This is a genomic window from Citrobacter sp. wls716 (assembly GCF_005280975.1).
In the GTDB taxonomy this organism is placed as follows: domain Bacteria; phylum Pseudomonadota; class Gammaproteobacteria; order Enterobacterales; family Enterobacteriaceae; genus Citrobacter; species Citrobacter youngae.
Genome location: NZ_SZWX01000021.1, coordinates 375,547 through 395,778, shown reverse-complemented (window position 1 = coordinate 395,778; position 20,232 = coordinate 375,547). Strand labels below are relative to the sequence as shown.

Genomic DNA, 20,232 nt, shown 5'->3' with positions numbered 1-20,232 from the left:
CACTGATTAATCCTGAAACACCTGAGCGACCAGGTTATGGAAATGGGCAATGCCATGTTCGGAGATTCCGCTACCGCTGGTATCCGCCATAATGCGTCCCTGTCCACGATAGCCACGTGATTTCAGACCTTTTTGTACGCTCTCAACCAGGCGTAAATCCTCAGGGCGGAAGACATTGCGATACCATTCGATCAGCGCTTTTTGCTCTTCGGTCAGCTCTTCATTAGTGAAATAGATGTCGTAGTTTTGCAGTGTGGTTTCTGCATCCACCGGGAATTCATAAATAACGGTCATCATGCCTTTGATTGGCGTGACGTTAAGCATGGTGCACGGCCACAACCAGAAGCCGTGGAACGCAGCATCAACACCTTCTTCGAACTTAAACGACTGTTCAGAGGGTTTGGCAAAACCGTATTGCAGCGTCCAGTTGCCGTGCATGGTATGCCAGTAACGGTCAACCTGTACTGAGTCGGAAAAACCAGGGTGGGCCGGACCGCAGTGGTAGCACTCCAGATAGTTATCAACGATATTTTTCCAGTTGGCCGGCGTGCGGGTAGTGAAACGCGCGGCGAGTTTCAGATCGTGCACGTCAGGGCAGGCCTCGACGACTTTGGCTGCCAGTCCCGGAAGCTGATCTTCAACGCTACCGGCGTTCGGGTCCATATTGATGAATACAAAACCGGCATATTCTTCGAGTCGCACTGGTGTCAGATGAGCCTTCTCACTGTCAAAGTTGGCGACGTTTTCACAGTTACGGGCATGAGCCAGATTGCCATCAAGTTTGAATGCCCACGCGTGGTAGGGGCAGGTAATCACGTTCTTGGCTTTCCCTTCGCCGCTCAGCAGTTGATGACCACGATGCGGGCAGACGTTGTAGAATGCGCGCAGTACATTATCGCGGCCACGCACCAGCACGATGTTCTCACCAATCACTTCACGCGTGACATAGTCATTTGGCTTTGCCAGTTCGCTGCTGTGGGCAACACAAATCCAGCTTTTGGCAAACACGTTCTCTTGTTCGTGTTCAAAAGCCTGCTGGTCGGTATAGAACCGTGCCGGGATAGTCCAGGCGTCCTGCGGATTGGCACAAAAATTTTGCGGCAGAATAAACTCAGGGCTCAGATTGCTCATTGGATTACCTTTAATTTGTGAGTAAGAAGATTTTTGACTGGCGCTTAATTGCCGCCTTTGAGTAGTGTCCCAGCCGGTGGCGTGACAGGCGCGTCGCCCGGTGCTTCGGGAAGATGACTTTCAATTTGGTGAGCAGGAACATGGGCATAATCCTGCCGTACCCAGCGAAGAAAACCGCCGACCTTTACCAACAGGATGGCGAGGAAGGGAAGGGCGGTCAGTACCACCGTGGTCTTCATTGTTTCCAGAGACGCACCGGTGAATAAAATTGATAATGGAATTAATGTGATGACCACACACCAGAACAAACGTAAGCCACGTTCAGGATCATCCCCTTCCTGTAGATTACGTGTGCTGGTGGCTGCCATGGTGTAGGCCACAGCATCCATATGCGAGGCAAGGAAAATAATCATGATGGCCAGATACGCGACCAGGAACAGCTTCCCGGCAGGCAGTGACATCAGTACCTGCTGCACAGCCGTTTCTCCGCCCTGCGTTGACATGATCTGCGGGATATCAATCACGCCATTGACAAACTGATGGATAGAGTAGCTCTCCATCACCCCGAAGAAGAACCAGCAGCCAACGGTGCTACCGAGGATTAATGCCCAGATAACCTCTTTAATTTTGCGACCGCGGGATACGCGCGTGACAAACATAGCGACGCCCGGGGTGTAGGAGATCCACCACAGCCAGTAGAACACCGTCCAGTTGCGGGTAAACTCACCGTTACCGAGTGGATCGGTAAACAGACTCATCTGCAAAAAGTTTTGTGTCGTCAGGCCAATAGCGTTGATGATGTTATTGGTGATGAACTCGGTTGGGCCGACAATCAGTACCACCAACGGCAGTAAAAATGCCCCCCAGCCGACCATTTTGCTCAGACGTTGCAGACCATTGTTGATGCCAATCCAGGAGCTCAGGCAGAAAATGCCGCCAGAGAACAGGATCACAAAGGCTTGCACCGTGAAGTTATCCGGTAAACCGGTGAGTGCTGATAAACCACGAGTGAAGGTTGCAGCGGTAACGACCAGGGAGATGGTTAACGCGCCGACGGTGGCGATCAGGAACATCAAATCGACCAGTCTTCCCCATACGCCCTGTGGATGAACGCCGGTGATAGCAGCAATTATCCCGGACAGGCTCAAGCCTTTATTTTTACGCACATGGAAATGGTAGGCCATGGTTAACGAGGCCAGCGTGTAGGTCGCCCATGCGCTGATCCCCCAATGGAAAAAGGAGTAAGGCAGACTGAATTCCAGGGCCTTTTGTGATTGTGGGGCGATGTTTAGCCCCGGCGTTTGGTAGTAATAGGCCCATTCAGCAACCCCCCAGTAGAGCGTGGAGGAGCCTAATCCAGCGCAAATAAACATAAACAGCCAGGAAAGGGTACTGTATTCCGCTTTACCTTCACCGAGGCGAATATTGCCGTATTTGCTGGTGGCCAGCCAGACAACCAGCCCCATGGCCATGAGGACCAGGATCTGCACGGCGGAACCCAGCATTCGGGTTACGCCGTTAAAAATGGTATTTGCAACTTGTGCAGACTGCTGAGGGAAGAAACTGAGTGTGGCGGCGATAAAAAGAATAGCCACCAGGCTGATGGCTATCAGTGGCACATCTTTTTTCTTTACGTTGCTCAACATGGATGATCTCCTGGGCATAGTCGCCCGCGTTTGGCATTAGCCTGTCGTTGTTATCATGCTGTAGGGTAAGATTTTGTCGCTTCGTATTTAACAATTTTATTATTTGTTCTTTACATGAATTAAACAATTGCCTGATGCGTGAAGCAATAAAACACGGAACGGAAATAATAAAAGGTGAATTCACGCAGGTTATTTGACGTACAGAACACATAAAAAAACCGCGTCAGTGACGCGGCTCATATTTCGTGGTTTGACCTCTAACGCAGTGCCCGGCAGATAGCGTCAGCTACCTGTTGAGTGGTGGCATTGCCTTTCATATCCGGCGTTTTCGGGCCGCTGGCAATAACCTGTTCAATCGCAGCCAGAATGCCATCGTGGGCCGCCTGATAATTCGCATCGCCGTTGCCAAGGAAATCCAGCATCATCGCACCAGCCCAGATGGTGGCAATTGGGTTAGCAATATTCTTGCCGTAGATATCCGGGGCCGAACCGTGGACCGGTTCGAACAACGATGGGAAGGTTCGTTCCGGATTTAAGTTTGCCGAAGGTGCAATGCCAATCGTGCCAGTGCAGGCAGGTCCCAAATCGGACAGGATGTCGCCAAACAGGTTAGAGGCGACCACTACGTCAAAACGCTCTGGCTGCATCACAAAGCGGGCGCACAGAATGTCGATATGCTGTTTATCCCAACGGATCTCGGGATAGTGAGCCGCCATAGCTTCAACGCGCTCATCCCAGTAAGGCATGCTGATAGCCAGGCCATTGGATTTGGTCGCCGAGGTCAGGGTTTTACGTGGGCGGTTTTGCGCCAGCTCGAAAGCGTAACGCAATATACGATCCACGCCGCGACGGGTGAAGACCGACTCCTGAATGACCACTTCATGTTCGGTACCCTCGCTTACGCGCCCACCCAGTGATGAATACTCGCCTTCGGTGTTTTCACGCACAACGTAGAAATCAATGTCGCCAGGTTTCTTACCCGCCAGTGGGCAAGGAACACCAGGAAACAGGCGTACCGGACGCAGGTTGACGTATTGATCGAACTCCCGACGAAACTTGAGCAACGAGCCCCATAGTGAGATGTGATCCGGGACAGTGTCCGGCCAGCCGACCGCACCAAAGTAGATAGCATCGAAGGATTTCAACTGTTCATGCCAGTCATCGGGCATCATCTTGCCGTGATGCATATAGTACTCGCAGCTGGCCCATTCCATTTGCTCAAAGCTGAGCGACAACCCCCAGTGCTCAGCGGCCGCTTGTAACACATGAATGCCTTCAGGCAGGACTTCTTTACCAATGCCATCTCCGGGGATAGCGGCAATACGACAGGTTTTCTTCATAGCAGCTCTCACTTGTACGCCATCAAAATTGACTTTCCCCTTATCCTATAATTGACTGATTAATAGTTAATCCCTCCAACTGGTGAAACATAAAACACAGATCATGAATAATCTGCCGTTGTTAAATGATTTACGCGTCTTTATGCTGGTTGCCCGCCGTGCGGGTTTTGCCGCCGTTGCCGAGGAGCTAGGCGTTTCACCGGCTTTTATCAGTAAGCGAGTTGCCCTGCTGGAGCAGACGCTGAATGTAGTGCTGCTGCACCGGACTACGCGACGCGTAACCATCACGGAAGAGGGGGAGCGGATCTACGAATGGGCTCAGCGGATCCTGCAGGATGTGGATCAGATGATGGATGAGCTGTCTGATGTCCGGCAGATCCCGCAGGGGATGTTACGTATTATCAGCAGCTTTGGTTTTGGTCGTCGTGTAGTGGCTCCAGCGTTGTCAGCGCTGGCAAAAGAGTATCCGCAGCTGGAGTTGCGGTTTGACGTTGAGGATCGGTTAGTCGATCTGGTTAATGAAGGTGTCGATCTTGATATCCGCATCGGGGATGATATTGCACCTAATTTGATCGCACGTAAGCTGGCGACCAATTATCGAGTATTGTGTGCATCGCCTGAGTTTGTGGCGCAGCACGGTACACCGAAGCAACTGAACGATCTGTCCACGTTGCCCTGCCTGGTGATTAAAGAGCGCGATCATCCATTTGGCATCTGGCAAATGCGTAATAAAGAGGGCGTGCACTCGATCAAGGTGACGGGGCCGCTCTCCTCCAATCATGGCGAAGTTGTTCACCAATGGTGTGTCGATGGTCAGGGGATTGCGCTACGTTCATGGTGGGATGTCTGCGATAACATCGCCAGTGGGCATCTGGTTCATATATTGCCTGACTATTATCAACCAGCAAATATTTGGGCTGTTTATGTGTCACGTCTGGCGACATCGGCAAAAATCCGTATTACCGTGGAGTATTTACGTCGCTATTTTGCTGAGAACTACCCGAAGTTCAGTTTGGAATAAATGGGGCGCAGCCTGGACTACGATCAAAAATAAAAAAGGCAGAATAATCTGCCTTTTTTCAACCATGACTCATTTACAAAAGATGCTATTTAGACTCTTCTGCTTCAGGCAAAGTCACGTTAAGTTCGAGGATAGAAATATCGCCGTCTTTTTGTTCAAGCTGTACGGTGACCATTTCAGGATCAATTTGTACATACTTGCAGATAACCTCGAGAATATCTTTCCTCAGTTGCGGTAAATAATGTGGCTCTGCGTCACTACGACGACGTTCCGCAACAATAATCTGCAGTCGCTCTTTAGCGATGTTCGCTGTGCTCTTTTTCCGCGAGAGAAAAAAATCCAGTAATGCCATAACTTATCCTCCGAACAGGCGTTTGAGGAAACCTTTCTTCTCTTCTTCAATGAAGCGGAAAGGACGTTCTTCTCCCAACAGACGGTCTACGGTATCAGCATAGGCTTTACCGGCATCAGCATTGATGTCGAGAATAACCGGCTCACCCTGGTTAGACGCGCGCAGGACTGACTGATCTTCAGGAATCACACCAACCAGCTTGATTCGCAGAATTTCCAGTACGTCTTCCATGCTGAGCATGTCACCTTTATTTACGCGGCCAGGGTTATAGCGCGTAAGCAGCAGATGCTCTTTAATCGGATCTTCGCCATTTTCAGCGCGACGAGATTTCGACGCCAGAATACCCAGAATACGGTCAGAGTCACGTACAGAAGACACTTCCGGGTTGGTGGTAATAATGGCTTCGTCGGCAAAATACAGGGCCATCAGCGCGCCGGTCTCAATACCTGCCGGGGAGTCGCAGACGATGAAGTCAAATTCCATCGTTTTCAGGTCGTCCAGAACTTTCGCGACGCCTTCACGGGTCAGTGCGTCTTTATCACGAGTCTGTGAGGCCGGAAGAATAAAGAGATTTTCGGTACGTTTATCTTTGATCAACGCCTGATTTAACGACGCATCGCCCTGAATAACGTTGACGAAGTCATAAACGACGCGGCGTTCACAACCCATAATCAAATCAAGGTTACGCAGGCCGATATCAAAATCAATAACGACAGTTTTCTTTCCCTTCTGGGCCAAACCTGTAGCGATGGCCGCGCTGGAGGTGGTTTTGCCAACGCCCCCTTTACCCGAAGTAACAACAATAATGCGTGCCATAGAAATTCCTTGTTAAAAAGGGATCAATTCAACGGTTGAACTGTCAAAGCGTTCTCTGCCAATTGCAGACGTGCCGCTTTGCCATAAAATTCTGCTGGGATTTTATCACTCAGCCAATAAACACCTGCGATAGACACCAGTTCTGCCGTCAGGTGGGTACAGAAAATTTGCGCTTCCCGATCGCCGCTTGCGCCCGCCAGCGCACGGCCTCTCATCATGCCATAAACGTGAATATTGCCATCGGCGATAAGCTCTGCGCCCGCACTGACGTGACTTGTAACAATCAGATCACATTGTGGAGCATAAATACGCTGACCGGAACGAACCGGTACATTTATTAATCGTGTTTTTGTGATGGGAGTAACGTTTTGTGGCGGTACGGCAGGTGCCGGAGTTTCAACAGGTGCGGAACGAATGGCTTTTTCTTTACCTTCTGTCAGTAAAGGAAGACCCATTTCGTCGATTTCAGCTTTGAGTCTGGCATCTTTGCATCCGCTAACGCCGATAATGCGCAATCCGGTAGACGCGACAACTTTCTGCAGCGCTGACCAGTTTACCGGACTTTCAAGACCACTCACGTTAACTACGACGGGAGCATGTTTTAAAAAAGCAGGTGCCTGCGCGATTTTGTCTTCCAACGCCTGACGAATAACCTCGGGTTCTGCTTCATGTAAGTGAACCACTGATAAGGTGAAGCTACTGCCTTTAAGCTCGATTGGCGTGTTTGACATCCTGGCCTTACTCAATTTGCTATTTATCATCCCCGGTGCGGGGTGATATTCCGAAGACTATAAGGCATGTTATAGTCAGTATTATATTGAGGCAAGCCACCATTCCGTGAATTCAGAGTAAAAGATATGTTTTGTGTGATCTACCGAAGCAGCAAACGTGACCAGACCTATTTATATGTCGAAAAAAAAGACGATTTCTCGCGTGTTCCTGAAGAACTGATGAAAGGGTTTGGCCAGCCAAAGCTGGCAATGATTTTACCGCTTGATGGTCGTAAAAAACTGGTTAATGCCGATCTTGAAAAAGTAAAACAGGCACTAACCGAGCAGGGATATTATTTACAAATACCACCGCCGCCTGAAGATTTACTCAAACAGCATTTATCTGCGGTAAAAGAAAATACATCAGACGCTAAACGTTAAACTGCATCCGGCAGTAGCATGTCTCATCGATGCAGTACCTGAAATCTATGACTACGTTAGGGGAAAGTAATGTATCAACATCACAACTGGCATGGTGCTCTGCTGGATTATCCGGTGAGCAAAGTGGTTTGCGTCGGTAGCAATTATGCAAACCACATTAAAGAGATGGGGGGAGCAACGCCGGAAGAGCCAGTGTTGTTTATTAAGCCTGAAACTGCGCTGTGTGATTTGCGCCAACCGCTGGTCATTCCGGCGGATATGGGTTCCGTCCATCACGAAGTTGAACTGGCCGTGCTGATCGGTGCAACCCTGCGCCAGGCGACAGAAGAGCATGTGCGCAAAGCCATCGCTGGCTATGGTGTGGCGCTGGACCTGACCCTGCGTGATATTCAGGGCAAAATGAAAAAAGCGGGCCAGCCGTGGGAAAAAGCGAAGGGTTTTGACAACTCTTGCCCGCTGTCGGGGTTTATTCCGGTAGCGGAATTTAACGGTGATCCGCAGGATACTCAGCTCGGATTAACGGTGAATGGCGAAGTCCGCCAGCAGGGCACTACGGCGGATATGATCCATCATATTGTCCCATTGATTGCTTACATGAGCCGATTTTTCACGCTTAAAGCCGGTGATGTGGTATTGACTGGGACGCCAGCTGGCGTTGGGCCGTTACACAGCGGTGATGAGCTGGCTATCAGTTTCCATGGTCAGACGCTAACCACCCGGGTGCTGTAACCTCTGCTTGCCGCCTATTTCGGGCGGCAAAACTTGCATCAACGTGCCAGACTGGTTATAAGGTGCAGCTTTAGTGAAATAGCGGATACCCTGATGAGCGACATACCTTTCTGGCAAAGTAAAACCCTTGATGAAATGACCGATGCCGAGTGGGAGTCATTATGTGATGGGTGCGGCCAATGCTGCCTGCATAAGCTGATGGATGAAGACACCGACGAAATCTACTTTACCAACGTCGCGTGTAAGCAACTCAATATCAAAACCTGTCAGTGCCGTAATTACGAACGTCGATTCGAGTACGAGCCTGACTGCATCAAGCTGACGCGCGATAATTTGCCGACTTTTGAATGGTTGCCGATGACCTGCGCCTATCGTCTGCTCGCGGAAGGTAAAGGGCTGCCGGAGTGGCATCCGCTGCTGACGGGGTCAAAGGCGGCAATGCACGGTGAGCGTATTTCAGTACGCCATATCGCGGTGAAAGAATCAGAAGTGCGTGACTGGCAGGACCATATTCTGAACAAACCTTCATGGGCGGACTAAGCCGCCCATCGATTAACAGGCGTTAAGGATTAAGACTTTTTCGCCTGATACATCTCATCACTATGGTTGTCATCTTCAACCCAGAAATTAATGTTGAACTGCGCATCGTCGCTTAATTCAACACGATGCCAGTACTGCGGTGGGCTGGTCGCGAACTGTCCGGCATTAATGACCACTTTAACTTCAGGTTCTTTTGCGTCTTCATTGGCAAAGCCGTAATACGTTACAGTGCCTTCCATCACGCAGAGTTGTCCAAAAACGCCGGCTGCTGTGTTGTGGTGAGAAAGCAGAGCGGCCGGGACATTGTCTTTCGTAAAGAAGGGAGTAGAGCGTTTAACTTTCCAGTTTGCCGGGATGCGTAAATGGGACATAAGACATCTCCTTTGTATGGCATCTATAAGATGTATTTAATATACATCTTATAGATGCCAGCAAGCAATGACATTATGGCAAAAAAAACGCTCCCGAAGGAGCGTTCTGTTAGCGACCGAAGAGGTCACGTTTTTTCGGTTTAAAGGGCTGAGCAATTAGCACCAACACTGCAACGACCAGATACGCGGCAAAAATCCCCAACAGCCACTGCGGCATCTCCAGGGTTAAAAATGACCACTGACGCTCAGCGCAGTCACCGGATGCCATAAATACCTGCGGCAGCCATTTATCCAGCGGTAACCAACTCGGGAAGCGCGCGGCAAAATCACAGGTCATGAACGGTGATGGGTGAAGCTGAATCATCGTGTGTTCATACGCTAACTGAAGCCCGCGCCAGGCGCTGTAAATCCAGATAAGCATTGCCACATAACGCAGTGGCGTTTTTGGGGCAATTGCGCCCACCAGACCAGCACCCATCACGCCAAATAATGCGCTACGTTCGTAAATACACAACACGCAGGGTTTTAGCAGCATGACATGCTGGAACCACAAGGCAACAAGTTCCAACGCCAGGGCGGTTAGCGCCAGCAATAACCACGCTCCACGCCCACGGGAGCACTGGTTTAAAAATCGCAACATAATAATTTCCCTGCAACATGCGTAGAGACCGCAGTTTAAACCAATTCAATTTATGCGCCACTAGCGGCAATTGAAATATTGTGTAATCGGATAATTATCATGCAAAAAGTCAAACCGGGCAGTGATTTACCCGGTTTATTGTTATGAAAGTGTAGCTAACCAGCCTGTTTGCGTCATCCACTCGGTCACTGGAACCAGCGTGAACTCTACGCAAAGCAGACCGACGAGCGTCAGGACGAGAGTATACGGCAGAGCCATCCACACCATGCGACCATAAGAAAGGCGAATCAACGGTGCCAGCGCGGAGGTCAGCAGGAACAGGAATGCTGCCTGGCCGTTTGGCGTGGCCACGGAAGGCAGGTTGGTCCCGGTATTGATCGCCACCGCTAACAGTTCATATTGATTCAGGCTAATCGTCCCGTGCTCCAGCGCCGCTTTCGCTTCGTTGATGTAAATTGTGCCAACAAAGACGTTGTCTGAAATTGACGACAGCAGGCCGTTGAAAAGATAGAACAGGGTCAGCTGTGCATGCTCAGAAGACTGCAAAACAAAATGAATAATCGGCGAGAAGAGCTGTTGATCGATAATCACCGCAACGATAGAGAAGAACACGGTCAGCAGGGCGGTGAACGGCAGCGACTCGGTGAAGGCTTTACCAATAGCGTGTTCGTCAGTAACGCCAGTTAACGAAGTCGCCAGAATAATCACCGACAGGCCAATTAATCCAACTTCTGCCAGATGCAGCGCGAGGGCGACGACCAGCCATACGCCGATGACTGCCTGAATAATCAGCTTGATTTTATCCTGGCGGGTACGTTGTTGCCGGCTTTCATCGTCAAACTGTTGCAGAACGCCACGGACAGCTTCCGGCAATGTTTCACCGTAGCCAAACCAACGTAACTTTTCAACCAGCAGGCAGGTGAGCAGACCGCAAATCAACACCGGGACGGTGACCGGCGACATGCGCAGGAAAAAATCACCAAAATGCCAGCCAGCTGCTTTGGCGATAATCAGGTTCTGCGGTTCGCCAACCATGGTCATCACACCGCCTAAGGCTGTGCCGACTCCCGCGTGCATCATCAGGCTGCGCAGAAAACCGCGGAACTGCTCCAGTACGACTTTATTGTGCTGGTCGATATGGCTGTCATCCAGCAAATTGTTATCTCCCGGGCGGGAAGAGGCGACGCGATGGTAGATACCGTAAAAACCGACCGCCACGCTGATCACGACCGCGACCACGGTCAATGCGTCGAGGAACGCCGAAAGGAAGGCAGCGGCAACACAAAAGGCCAGCGACAGCAGCATCTTGGAGCGAATACTGAGCAGCAGTCGGGTAAAAATAAACAGCAGCAGTTGCTTCATAAAGTAGATGCCCGCCACCATAAACATCAGCAGCAAGAGCACTTCAAGGTTGGCGGCAACTTCTTCACGAACATGAGTGGCGCTGGTCATGCCGATGACGACAGCTTCGATGGCTAACAGCCCGCCCGGCAACAGTGGATAACACTTAAGCGCCATTGCCAGCGTAAAAATGAATTCGGCCACCAGCAACCAACCCGCGATAAAGGGATTGATGAAAAAAATAAGCGGGTTAATGATTAAGAAGACGAGCAGTGCAAGTTTATACCAGTCCGGCGACTGGCCTAAAAAGTTGCGCCACATAGCGCGGCCCCATGATAGCTCCATGGCAGTTTCCCTTACCTGTAAAAATGAAATCATGTTTTTATGTTTGACCGCAAAGCTTAGCGGCACGAGTGAACGCAGGCAAGCTCTTCACGTGGCTTATCGTACCGACTGCGTATCAGCGTTATCTGGAAAATGAAGCCTTGATCCACTTTTTCTTCGTTGCGTCAGCTATCAGCTAAGAAACCCGTCTGGTATGATGTGTGTAACTATGTTTTGCTGTGTAATGGAATTATCACTATGGTCATTAAGGCGCAAAGCCCTGCTGGGTTCGCGGAAGAGTACATCATTGAGAGTATCTGGAATAACCGCTTCCCACCTGGCACTATTTTGCCCGCTGAACGTGAACTCTCCGAACTCATTGGAGTAACACGTACCACGTTACGCGAAGTTTTGCAGCGTCTGGCGCGGGACGGCTGGTTGACCATTCAACACGGCAAACCGACGAAAGTGAATAACTTTTGGGAAACCTCCGGACTGAATATCCTGGAAACGCTGGCGCGTCTCGATCACGAAAGTGTTCCGCAGTTGATTGATAATCTGCTGTCTGTGCGTACTAACATCTCGACGATCTTTATTCGCACCGCATTCCGCCAACATCCTGATAAAGCCCAGGACGTTTTGGCCACGGCGAATCAGGTTGCTGACCATGCTGACGCGTTTGCCGATCTGGACTACAACATTTTCCGTGGTCTGGCATTTGCATCGGGCAATCCGATTTACGGTTTGATCCTCAACGGTATGAAAGGACTTTATACGCGTATTGGCCGTCATTACTTTGCCAACCCGGAAGCGCGCGGCCTGGCGTTGAACTTCTACCGTAAGCTGTCAGAGCTGTGTGAGCAGGGCGCTCATGATTTGGTCTATGAAACGGTGCGCCGCTATGGTCACGACAGTGGTGAGATTTGGCACCGTATGCAGAAGAATTTACCGGGCGATTTAGCTATTCAGGGACGCTAATCGCGCAATGCCGGATGGTGACGCCAAAGCGTCTTATCCGGCCTACAATGCGTCTACGTCGTAGGCCGGATAAGGTATTTACACCGCCTCCGGCAATAAGCGTTACAGGCCGTTCATCCTTGGCGGGCAACGCTCCAGCAGCTCAACGCTGCCATCTTCATTCTGCTGCTCCAGCATCACATCAAAACCCCATAGCCGGTGCACATGCTTAAGCACCTCTTTGCGTCCTTTATCCAACGGCGCGCGGTTATGTGGGATATAACGCAAGGTCAGTGAACGGTCGCCGCGCAGATCGACATTCCAGATTTGAATATTCGGCTCCAGATTGCTCAGGTTATATTGCGATGACAGCCTGTTACGGATCTCGCGATACCCCTCTTCATTGTGAATCGCTGAAATTTCCAGGTAATTATGGCGGTCATCATCCAGCACCGTGAACAGGCGGAAATCGCGCATCACTTTTGGTGACAGGAACTGGCTGATAAAGCTCTCATCTTTAAAATCACGCATCGCGAAATGCAGCGTTTCCAGCCAGTCGGAACCCGCAATATTTGGGAACCAGTATTTGTCCTCCTCGGTGGGCGACTGACAAATACGTTTGATATCCTGGAACATAGCAAAGCCCAGCGCATACGGGTTTATCCCGCTATACCATGGACTGTTATACGGTGGCTGGAATACCACGTTGGTATGGCTATGCAGAAACTCCAGCATAAAGCGCTCGGTGACTTTGCCTTCATCATAAAGGTGATTGAGGATGGTGTAGTGCCAGAAGGTTGCCCATCCCTCGTTCATCACCTGAGTTTGTTTCTGCGGATAAAAATACTGGCTCACCTTACGCACAATACGCAGGACCTCTCGCTGCCAGGATTCAAGCAGTGGGGCATTTTTCTCCATAAAATACAGCAGGTTTTCCTGCGGCTCAGAAGGATAACGACGCGCGGTAGAGATCGTCTTCTCTTCCTCTTTCTTCGGCAGCGTGCGCCACAACATATTCACCTGACTTTGCAGATACTCTTCACGACTTTTCTGACGGGCTTTCTCTTCCTGTAGGGAGATTTTTTGCGGGCGTTTGTAACGGTCAACGCCGTAGTTCATCAGCGCATGGCAGGAGTCGAGGAGCTTTTCGACTTCATCCACCCCGTAGCGTTCTTCACACTGGGTTATATAGTTTCGTGCGAAGATTAGGTAATCGACGATGGAACTGGCATCCGTCCAGCTACGAAACAGGTAGTTGTTTTTGAAGAAGGAGTTGTGTCCGTAGCAGGCATGCGCCATCACCAGCGCCTGCATGGTGATGGTGTTCTCTTCCATCAGGTACGCGATACACGGGTTGGAGTTAATAACAATCTCATAGGCCAGCCCCTGCTGACCATGCTTGTACAAGCGTTCGGTTTCAATAAACTTTTTACCAAACGACCAGTGCGGATAGTTGATCGGCATCCCAACGCTGGAATAGGCGTCCATCATTTGCTCGGAGGTGATCACCTCGATTTGGTGCGGGTAGGTATCCAGCCTGTAGAGTTTCGCCACGCGGTCTATCTCTGCCAGATAGACATCCAGCAGATCAAACGTCCAGTCGGGTCCATCGCTTAACCGTGTGCTGTCCTTGTTCATGGAATCAATCGTAGCCATTCGCGCACCCTCATTGTTGGCGGCACTCTCTGTCTGGAGTACCTCAATTCAAGCATAGATCATGGTGTTAAAAAACGTGCTGCAGGAGAAATTTTTTCTTTGCGATTTCACGTCAGCGAAGCGTCGAAAAACGGCCAGGTGACAAAATTTTATGCTGGATAAAAATAACGCACAGCAGGAGATGCCAAAGCAGAGACTTCCCTGCAATCACTGCTATGTGTGAGATACATCACCATAAAAAAGCCATATGTTGAATAATATTTTCAACTGAGTTATCAAGATGTAATTAGAAGATTGTTCTTTTACTGTTAACGGAGTGGCTATGCGAGTTGTCATACTGGGAAGTGGCGTCGTTGGCGTGACCAGCGCCTGGTATTTAAGTCAGGCTGGACACGATGTCACCGTCATCGATCGTGAGCCGGGGCCGGCACTGGAAACCAGTGCGGCGAACGCCGGGCAAATCTCCCCTGGTTATGCCGCGCCGTGGGCGGCCCCAGGTGTACCGCTAAAAGCGATTAAATGGATGTTTCAGCGCCACGCGCCGTTGGCAGTACGCCTCGACGGAACGCAGTTCCAGTTGAAATGGATGTGGCAAATGCTGCGCAACTGCGACACCAGCCACTACATGGAAAACAAGGGGCGGATGGTGCGCCTGGCGGAATACAGCCGTGATTGCCTGAAAGCGTTACGTGCCTCTACCGGTATCGAGTATGAAGGACGTCAGGGCGGAACCCTGCAACTGTTCCGTACCGCTCAACAATATGAGAACGCCACCCGCGACATCGCCGTGCTCGAAGATGCGGGCGTACCCTATCAACTGCTGGAAGCAAGTCGCCTGGCGGAAGTCGAACCTGCGCTGGCAGAGGTCGCGCACAAACTGACAGGCGGGTTACGGTTACCGAATGACGAAACCGGTGACTGTCAGCTGTTTACCCAGCGTCTGGCGCAAATGGCCGAGCAGGCGGGGGTAAAATTCCGTTTTAACACTCCGGTCGATAAGCTGCTGAGCGATGGCGAGCAGATTTATGGCGTTCAGTGCGGCGAGGAGATAGTCAAAGCCGATGCCTATGTTATGGCCTTTGGCTCGTACTCCACGGCAATGCTCAAAGGGATCGTTGATATTCCGGTGTATCCGCTCAAAGGCTACTCATTAACCATTCCGGTGGCAGAAGATGACGGCGCTCCGGTTTCAACTATTCTTGATGAAACCTACAAAATCGCCATTACCCGTTTTGATGAGCGTATTCGTGTTGGCGGTATGGCAGAGATTGTTGGTTTTAATACTGAGCTACTACAACCACGCCGTGAAACGCTGGAGATGGTGGTGCGCGATCTCTTTCCGCGCGGTGGGCATGTGGAACAGGCGACCTTCTGGACCGGGCTACGCCCGATGACGCCAGACGGAACGCCAGTGGTGGGGCGTACCCGCTTTAAGAATCTGCTGCTCAATACGGGTCATGGCACATTGGGCTGGACGATGGCGTGTGGATCCGGTCAGTTGCTGAGCGATATCCTCTCTGGTCGCACGCCTGCCATACCTTATGACGATCTGAGCGTGGCGCGTTACAGTCCGGGATTTACTCCGTCTCGCCCGCGGCATTTACATGGCGTACATAACTAATAAGGACGCGAGATGACCCGCCCGATACTGGCCAGCATTGACCTGCAGGCGTTGAAACAAAACCTGATCATTACGCGTCAGGCTGCGCCGGACTCCCGCGTCTGGTCGGTCGTAAAAGCCAATGCCTACGGACACGGTATAGAACGTGTCTGGAATGCACTGGGAACGACCGATGGTTTCGCGATGCTCAATCTCGAGGAGGCGATCACCCTGCGGGAGCGGGGATGGAAAGGACCGATTTTAATGCTGGAGGGTTTTTTCCATGCCGAAGACCTGACGGTGTATGACACATATCGTCTGACCACTTGTGTCCACAGTAACTGGCAGCTCAAAGCGTTGCAAAATGCCCGCCTGAACGCGCCGCTGGATATTTACCTCAAGGTGAATAGCGGCATGAACCGGCTGGGTTTCTTACCAGAGCGCGTTGCGACCGTCTGGCAACAGTTACGGGCAATGCCTAACGTGGGTGAAATGACGCTGATGTCACATTTTGCGGATGCTGAACATCCGGATGGAATTAAGGACGCGATGGCGCGTATTGCGCAGGCAACGGAAGGGCTGGAGTGTCGACGTTCGCTGTCGAATTCGGCTGCGACGCTGTGGCACCCACAAGCGCATTATGACTGGGTTCGCCCGGGTATTATTTTGTATGGCGCATCACCGTCGGGGCAATGGCGGGACATCGCCAATACCGGCCTGAAACCAGTAATGACCCTGAGCAGCGAGATAATCGGCATACAGACGCTGAAAGCCGGAGATCGGGTGGGCTACGGTGGACGCTACACTGCCAGCGGCGAGCAGCGCATTGGCATTGTGGCGACAGGCTATGCCGATGGTTATCCGCGCCATGCGCCAAGCGGCACGCCTGTGCTGGTGGATGGCGTACGTACCGGGACGGTCGGCACGGTATCCATGGATATGCTGGCGGTAGACCTGACGCCGTGCCCGCAGGCGGGGATCGGGACGCCAGTGGAGCTGTGGGGTAAAGAGATTAAAATCGACGATGTGGCGACAGCGGCGGGCACGGTGGGTTATGAATTAATGTGTTCTTTGGCGCTGCGCGTACCGGTTGTGACGGTGTAACTTTTGTAGGCCGGGTAAGGCGCAGCCTCCACCCGGCAAAAAACATCCGCGTTACTCATCCTCATCTTCTGCCACACGGACACCCACTTTCAGCACGGCATTATCTTCTTTCTCGGCTACCGTCCAGATCATGCCAGCAAATTCCACCTGGTCACCGACGACCGGCGCAGCCCCCAACAGTTGCTGGACAATTTCACCCAGCGTTTGCTGCTTATCGCGATACCCGGTGCCATCTTCCAGGCCATAAATCAGTGCCACATCGGCATATTTCGCGCTGGCTTCAAGAATAAAATCACCAAAGAAACGCTGGTCTAACGACACTGGCGGCGACTGGCTGAACAGCTTACCTAAGGCGGGCAGGTCGCGTTCGCGGCCAATGACGCACAGTACATCGCCTTCACGCAGGCGGGTACTGCCTGAGGGGTGAAACAGCACGTTGTCACGAAACAGGGCGGCAATTCGCGTCTCTTCCGGCATATGCAGGTCACGCAGCGCGGCCCCGACACACCACTTATCCGCACTGAGCTGATAAACAAACTGCTCCCAGGGATTATCCGGATGAATATCGAGACCTATACGAGAAACCGGCCAGCCAACGGGCGGGACCACCACTTTGGCTTTTTTGGCGGCCCACGACAGCGACGTTCCCTGGAACAGCAGCGAGATCAGTACCACAAAGAATGCGACGTTAAAGAACAGGCGCGCGTTTTCCAGGCCCGCCATCATTGGGAAGACGGCGAGGATGATCGGCACCGCGCCGCGCAAACCCACCCAACTAATGAAAATGCGCTCACGCAGATTGAAACCACGAAATGGCAGCAATCCGGCGAACACTGACAACGGACGCGCGAAGAAAATCATCCAGGCGGACAAAATCAGCGCCGGAATCGCGATAGGCAGCAGGTCGGACGGCGTAACCAGCAGTCCAAGCACCAGGAACATGGCGATTTGCGCCAGCCAGGCCAGACCGTCGAAGTTTTGCAGAATACCAAACCGATTGCGGATCGGGCGATTACCCAGCAGGAAACCACACAGATAAACCGCCAGAATACCACTGCCTTCCAGCGCGGTAGTCAGGGCAAAAATCAGGATCCCACCGCTCAGGGCCAGCAGTGGATAAAGCCCGGCAGGCAGTGAAATACGGTTAATCATCTGCTGGAGCAGATATCCACCGCCGAGACCGATAGCGATACCTAAGCCAAACTGCTGGATAATATGTACCGCAAACATCCAGCTTAAACCGGTCTCGTGGTTCTGGATCATTTCGATAAGCGTAATGGTCAGAAATACGGCCATTGGGTCATTGCTACCTGACTCAATTTCCAGCGTCGAGCCCACACGTTCGTTGAGTCCTTTACCGCCGAGCAGGGAGAAGACCGCCGCGGCATCGGTTGAGCCGACAATCGCACCAATCAGCAGCCCTTCAATGAGATCCAGATGAAACAGCCATGCCGCCATCATGCCGGTGAGGCCAGAGGTAATCAGCACACCCACGGTCGCCAGCGATAACGCCGGGCCCAGCGCTACACGAAATGAGCTGGCCTGGGTGCGCATCCCACCGTCGAGCAGAATAACCGCCAGCGCCAGGTTACTCACCATGTAGGCAAAAGGGTAGTTATCAAAAGGAATACCGCCCACGCCGTCCACGCCCGCTAACATGCCAATAGCGAGGAAAATCACCAGAATCGGGATACCAAGACGTGATGAGAATGAACTAAGCAAGATACTGCAGGTGACGAGAACGGAACCCAAAATAAAAAGGCTAATGATTGCTGCGGCATCCAACGTTCGGTTACTCCTGAATTACGCTGTTTCGTATTAATAAACCCTAACATAATAACGACAGAAACAGCGTTTTACTTAGCCCTGAGGCAGGCTTTTTTTACGATTTAAGCACCGGATGACCGGAGATTGTGAGTTGACTGCCGTTTTTATCATTTTTCAGCACGGCTTTGGCCCCTAAAGGTAAGGTGACGGTGCGTTGTTCGTGGCCAAAATCGAGGCCGCCTAACAGTGGAACGGATAATCTGGCGCGCAGAAAATCACAAACTGAATCAAGACTGTAACCGGCATCATAGTCATTAGGCGCACTGCCGCTAAAACTGCCGAGAATGATGGCGTTCTGGCGGGCGAGGATCCCAGCATGATAAAGTTGCAGCAGCATGCGCTCGATGCGAAACGGGTGCTCGTTGATGTCTTCCAGCACCAGAATACCGTTCTCAATGGCGGGCATCCACGGCGTTCCCATCAGCGAAATGAGCATTGCCAGATTGCCTCCCCACAGCGTGCCTTCGGTAGCGCAATCCGGGCCATGCCCTTGCCAGTCGAGGGTAAATTCGGCATTGCGCAAAGCCTGCCAAAAATGGTGCTCGGTAAAGGCGTTCATTTCCTCGGCACCGAAGTTAGCCGCCAGCATCGGGCCGCTGAAGCTAATCACATCACTCTGAGCCAGCAGACCACACTGAATGGCCGTGAAATCGCTGTGTCCACACAGCAGCAACGGGTTTTGTTGCTGACGAACGGCCAGCGCCTGCCAGTCAATATCTGCCAGCAAACGGCTCGCACCGTAGCCGCCGCGCACCGCCATCACAATAGTATCAGGCATTTTTAGCTCAACGAGTGAGTTCACATCCGCCAGACGCTCGGCTTCGGTACCGGCAAAACGCTGACAGCGGCGGGTAATGACGGCAGTGTTATCGACCTGATGACCGGCCTCAGTAAGACGCGCAAGCCCACGTAATGCTGCCTGCTGGTTAATACAGTAGCCCGACGGGGCAATTAAGTGAAACCGGGACATGGCATTTCCTTGCTACAACTAAAACCAAATGTATATCATGCCGCGTAGGTATGTCGTTGTCACCTCAGCGACAGGTTCCGGCTATAAGGATAGATGACGTGAAATTGAGATGGTTTGCTTTTTTGGTTGTATTACTCGCGGGCTGTAGTTCAAAACAGGATTACAAAAATCCGCCATGGAATGCAGAAGTTCCGGTTAAACGCGCAATGCAATGGATGCCGATCAGTGAAAAAGCCGGTGCTGCCTGGGGCGTTAGCCCACAATTGATTACGGCGATTATCGCTATTGAATCAGGGGGGAACCCCAATGCAGTCAGTAAATCTAATGCCATCGGTCTGATGCAGCTTAAAGCCTCTACCTCCGGGCGGGATGTTTATCGTCGTATGGGGTGGAGCGGTGAGCCGTCGACCAGTGAGCTGAAAAATCCAGAGCGCAATATCTCCATGGGGGCGGCATATCTGAGCATTCTTGAAACCGGTCCGCTGGCGGGAATTGAAGACCCACAGGTGATGCAATATGCGCTGGTGGTGTCATACGCGAACGGTGCCGGGGCGCTGCTGCGGACGTTCTCCTCTGACAGGAAAAAAGCCATCAGCAAAATCAACGATCTGAGTGCGGATGAGTTTTTCGAGCATGTTGTCGATAACCATCCAGCGCCGCAGGCTCCACGTTATATCTGGAAGCTTCAGCGAGCGCTGGATGCGATGTAACGCGCG

The 20,232-nt window shown here is 51.7% G+C and carries 20 protein-coding genes; 8 read left to right on the top strand and 12 right to left on the bottom strand.

Annotated features, from left to right (window positions below; genetic code table 11):
- Positions 1 to 6: 6 nt before the first annotated feature.
- From yeaW to FDX24_RS04550, 3 genes are all read right to left on the bottom strand, one after another.
- Positions 7 to 1,131: a carnitine monooxygenase, oxygenase subunit YeaW gene (yeaW, locus tag FDX24_RS04560; protein WP_061068052.1), complete on the bottom strand. Its 1,125-nt coding sequence runs from the start codon at positions 1,129 to 1,131 to the stop codon at positions 7 to 9.
- A gap of 44 nt (positions 1,132 to 1,175) precedes the next feature.
- The gene (locus tag FDX24_RS04555) at positions 1,176 to 2,777 is read right to left on the bottom strand and encodes a BCCT family transporter (protein WP_137363883.1); all 1,602 of its coding nucleotides are present in this window, start codon (positions 2,775 to 2,777) and stop codon (positions 1,176 to 1,178) included.
- Positions 2,778 to 3,034: 257 nt separating this feature from the next.
- Positions 3,035 to 4,117, bottom strand: a complete 1,083-nt coding sequence (locus FDX24_RS04550) for a tartrate dehydrogenase (RefSeq protein ID WP_115643311.1) — start codon at positions 4,115 to 4,117, stop codon at positions 3,035 to 3,037.
- A gap of 103 nt (positions 4,118 to 4,220) precedes the next feature.
- On the opposite strand from FDX24_RS04550, the gene FDX24_RS04545 reads away from it, so the two are divergent.
- Positions 4,221 to 5,138 carry a LysR family transcriptional regulator gene (locus FDX24_RS04545; protein ID WP_048211419.1) on the top strand — a complete coding sequence of 306 codons (918 nt, stop codon included), beginning with the start codon at positions 4,221 to 4,223 and terminating at the stop codon, positions 5,136 to 5,138.
- An 85-nt stretch (positions 5,139 to 5,223) separates the two neighbouring features.
- Here FDX24_RS04545 and minE read toward each other — a convergent pair whose 3' ends face one another.
- The 3 genes from minE to minC are packed head-to-tail and all read right to left on the bottom strand — an operon-like array spanning position 5,224 to position 7,037.
- Complete coding sequence (gene minE / locus FDX24_RS04540) at positions 5,224 to 5,490, bottom strand: cell division topological specificity factor MinE (RefSeq protein ID WP_001185666.1); 267 nt, start codon at positions 5,488 to 5,490, stop codon at positions 5,224 to 5,226.
- Positions 5,491 to 5,493: 3 nt separating this feature from the next.
- Positions 5,494 to 6,306: a septum site-determining protein MinD gene (gene minD / locus FDX24_RS04535; RefSeq protein ID WP_003020956.1), complete on the bottom strand. Its 813-nt coding sequence runs from the start codon at positions 6,304 to 6,306 to the stop codon at positions 5,494 to 5,496.
- Between the two features lie 23 nt (positions 6,307 to 6,329).
- Entirely contained in the window at positions 6,330 to 7,037 is a 708-nt protein-coding gene (gene minC, locus FDX24_RS04530; protein WP_048211420.1) for a septum site-determining protein MinC, read from the bottom strand.
- Between the two features lie 126 nt (positions 7,038 to 7,163).
- Here minC and FDX24_RS04525 point away from each other — a divergent pair, with 126 nt between their 5' ends.
- From FDX24_RS04525 to FDX24_RS04515, 3 genes are all read left to right on the top strand, one after another.
- A complete protein-coding gene (locus tag FDX24_RS04525) occupies positions 7,164 to 7,457 on the top strand; it encodes a YcgL domain-containing protein (protein ID WP_048211421.1) in 294 nt (97 codons plus the stop codon).
- Between the two features lie 69 nt (positions 7,458 to 7,526).
- Positions 7,527 to 8,186 (top strand): fumarylacetoacetate hydrolase family protein, encoded by a 660-nt coding sequence (locus tag FDX24_RS04520; protein ID WP_048211422.1) that lies wholly within the window; start codon positions 7,527 to 7,529, stop codon positions 8,184 to 8,186.
- Positions 8,187 to 8,279: 93 nt separating this feature from the next.
- Positions 8,280 to 8,726: a YcgN family cysteine cluster protein gene (locus tag FDX24_RS04515; protein WP_003020944.1), complete on the top strand. Its 447-nt coding sequence runs from the start codon at positions 8,280 to 8,282 to the stop codon at positions 8,724 to 8,726.
- A gap of 29 nt (positions 8,727 to 8,755) precedes the next feature.
- Here the strand turns inward: FDX24_RS04515 and FDX24_RS04510 are convergent, their stop codons facing one another.
- The 3 genes from FDX24_RS04510 to nhaB all read right to left on the bottom strand — a co-directional run bounded on the left by FDX24_RS04510 (position 8,756) and on the right by nhaB (position 11,423).
- On the bottom strand, positions 8,756 to 9,097 hold the full coding sequence (locus FDX24_RS04510) for a DUF1971 domain-containing protein (RefSeq protein WP_016153372.1): 342 nt from the start codon (positions 9,095 to 9,097) through the stop codon (positions 8,756 to 8,758).
- A gap of 109 nt (positions 9,098 to 9,206) precedes the next feature.
- A complete protein-coding gene (gene dsbB / locus FDX24_RS04505) occupies positions 9,207 to 9,737 on the bottom strand; it encodes a disulfide bond formation protein DsbB (protein ID WP_005122248.1) in 531 nt (176 codons plus the stop codon).
- Between the two features lie 141 nt (positions 9,738 to 9,878).
- On the bottom strand, positions 9,879 to 11,423 hold the full coding sequence (gene nhaB, locus FDX24_RS04500; protein WP_048211424.1) for a Na(+)/H(+) antiporter NhaB: 1,545 nt from the start codon (positions 11,421 to 11,423) through the stop codon (positions 9,879 to 9,881).
- Positions 11,424 to 11,660: 237 nt separating this feature from the next.
- On the opposite strand from nhaB, the gene fadR reads away from it, so the two are divergent.
- Entirely contained in the window at positions 11,661 to 12,380 is a 720-nt protein-coding gene (gene fadR / locus FDX24_RS04495; protein ID WP_005122254.1) for a fatty acid metabolism transcriptional regulator FadR, read from the top strand.
- 102 nt (positions 12,381 to 12,482) lie between these two features.
- Here fadR and FDX24_RS04490 read toward each other — a convergent pair whose 3' ends face one another.
- Entirely contained in the window at positions 12,483 to 14,015 is a 1,533-nt protein-coding gene (locus tag FDX24_RS04490; RefSeq protein WP_048211425.1) for a SpoVR family protein, read from the bottom strand.
- Between the two features lie 322 nt (positions 14,016 to 14,337).
- Here FDX24_RS04490 and FDX24_RS04485 point away from each other — a divergent pair, with 322 nt between their 5' ends.
- On the top strand, positions 14,338 to 15,636 hold the full coding sequence (locus tag FDX24_RS04485; protein ID WP_048211426.1) for a D-amino acid dehydrogenase: 1,299 nt from the start codon (positions 14,338 to 14,340) through the stop codon (positions 15,634 to 15,636).
- 12 nt (positions 15,637 to 15,648) lie between these two features.
- The gene (dadX, locus tag FDX24_RS04480) at positions 15,649 to 16,719 is read left to right on the top strand and encodes a catabolic alanine racemase DadX (protein ID WP_137363882.1); all 1,071 of its coding nucleotides are present in this window, start codon (positions 15,649 to 15,651) and stop codon (positions 16,717 to 16,719) included.
- A 51-nt stretch (positions 16,720 to 16,770) separates the two neighbouring features.
- On the opposite strand, the gene FDX24_RS04475 is transcribed toward dadX, so the two are convergent.
- A complete protein-coding gene (locus FDX24_RS04475) occupies positions 16,771 to 18,504 on the bottom strand; it encodes a potassium/proton antiporter (RefSeq protein ID WP_040232328.1) in 1,734 nt (577 codons plus the stop codon).
- 97 nt (positions 18,505 to 18,601) lie between these two features.
- Positions 18,602 to 19,516 (bottom strand): muramoyltetrapeptide carboxypeptidase, encoded by a 915-nt coding sequence (gene ldcA / locus FDX24_RS04470; RefSeq protein WP_137363881.1) that lies wholly within the window; start codon positions 19,514 to 19,516, stop codon positions 18,602 to 18,604.
- 98 nt (positions 19,517 to 19,614) lie between these two features.
- On the opposite strand from ldcA, the gene emtA reads away from it, so the two are divergent.
- Positions 19,615 to 20,226: a membrane-bound lytic murein transglycosylase EmtA gene (gene emtA, locus FDX24_RS04465; RefSeq protein ID WP_048211429.1), complete on the top strand. Its 612-nt coding sequence runs from the start codon at positions 19,615 to 19,617 to the stop codon at positions 20,224 to 20,226.
- Positions 20,227 to 20,232 lie beyond the last annotated feature (6 nt).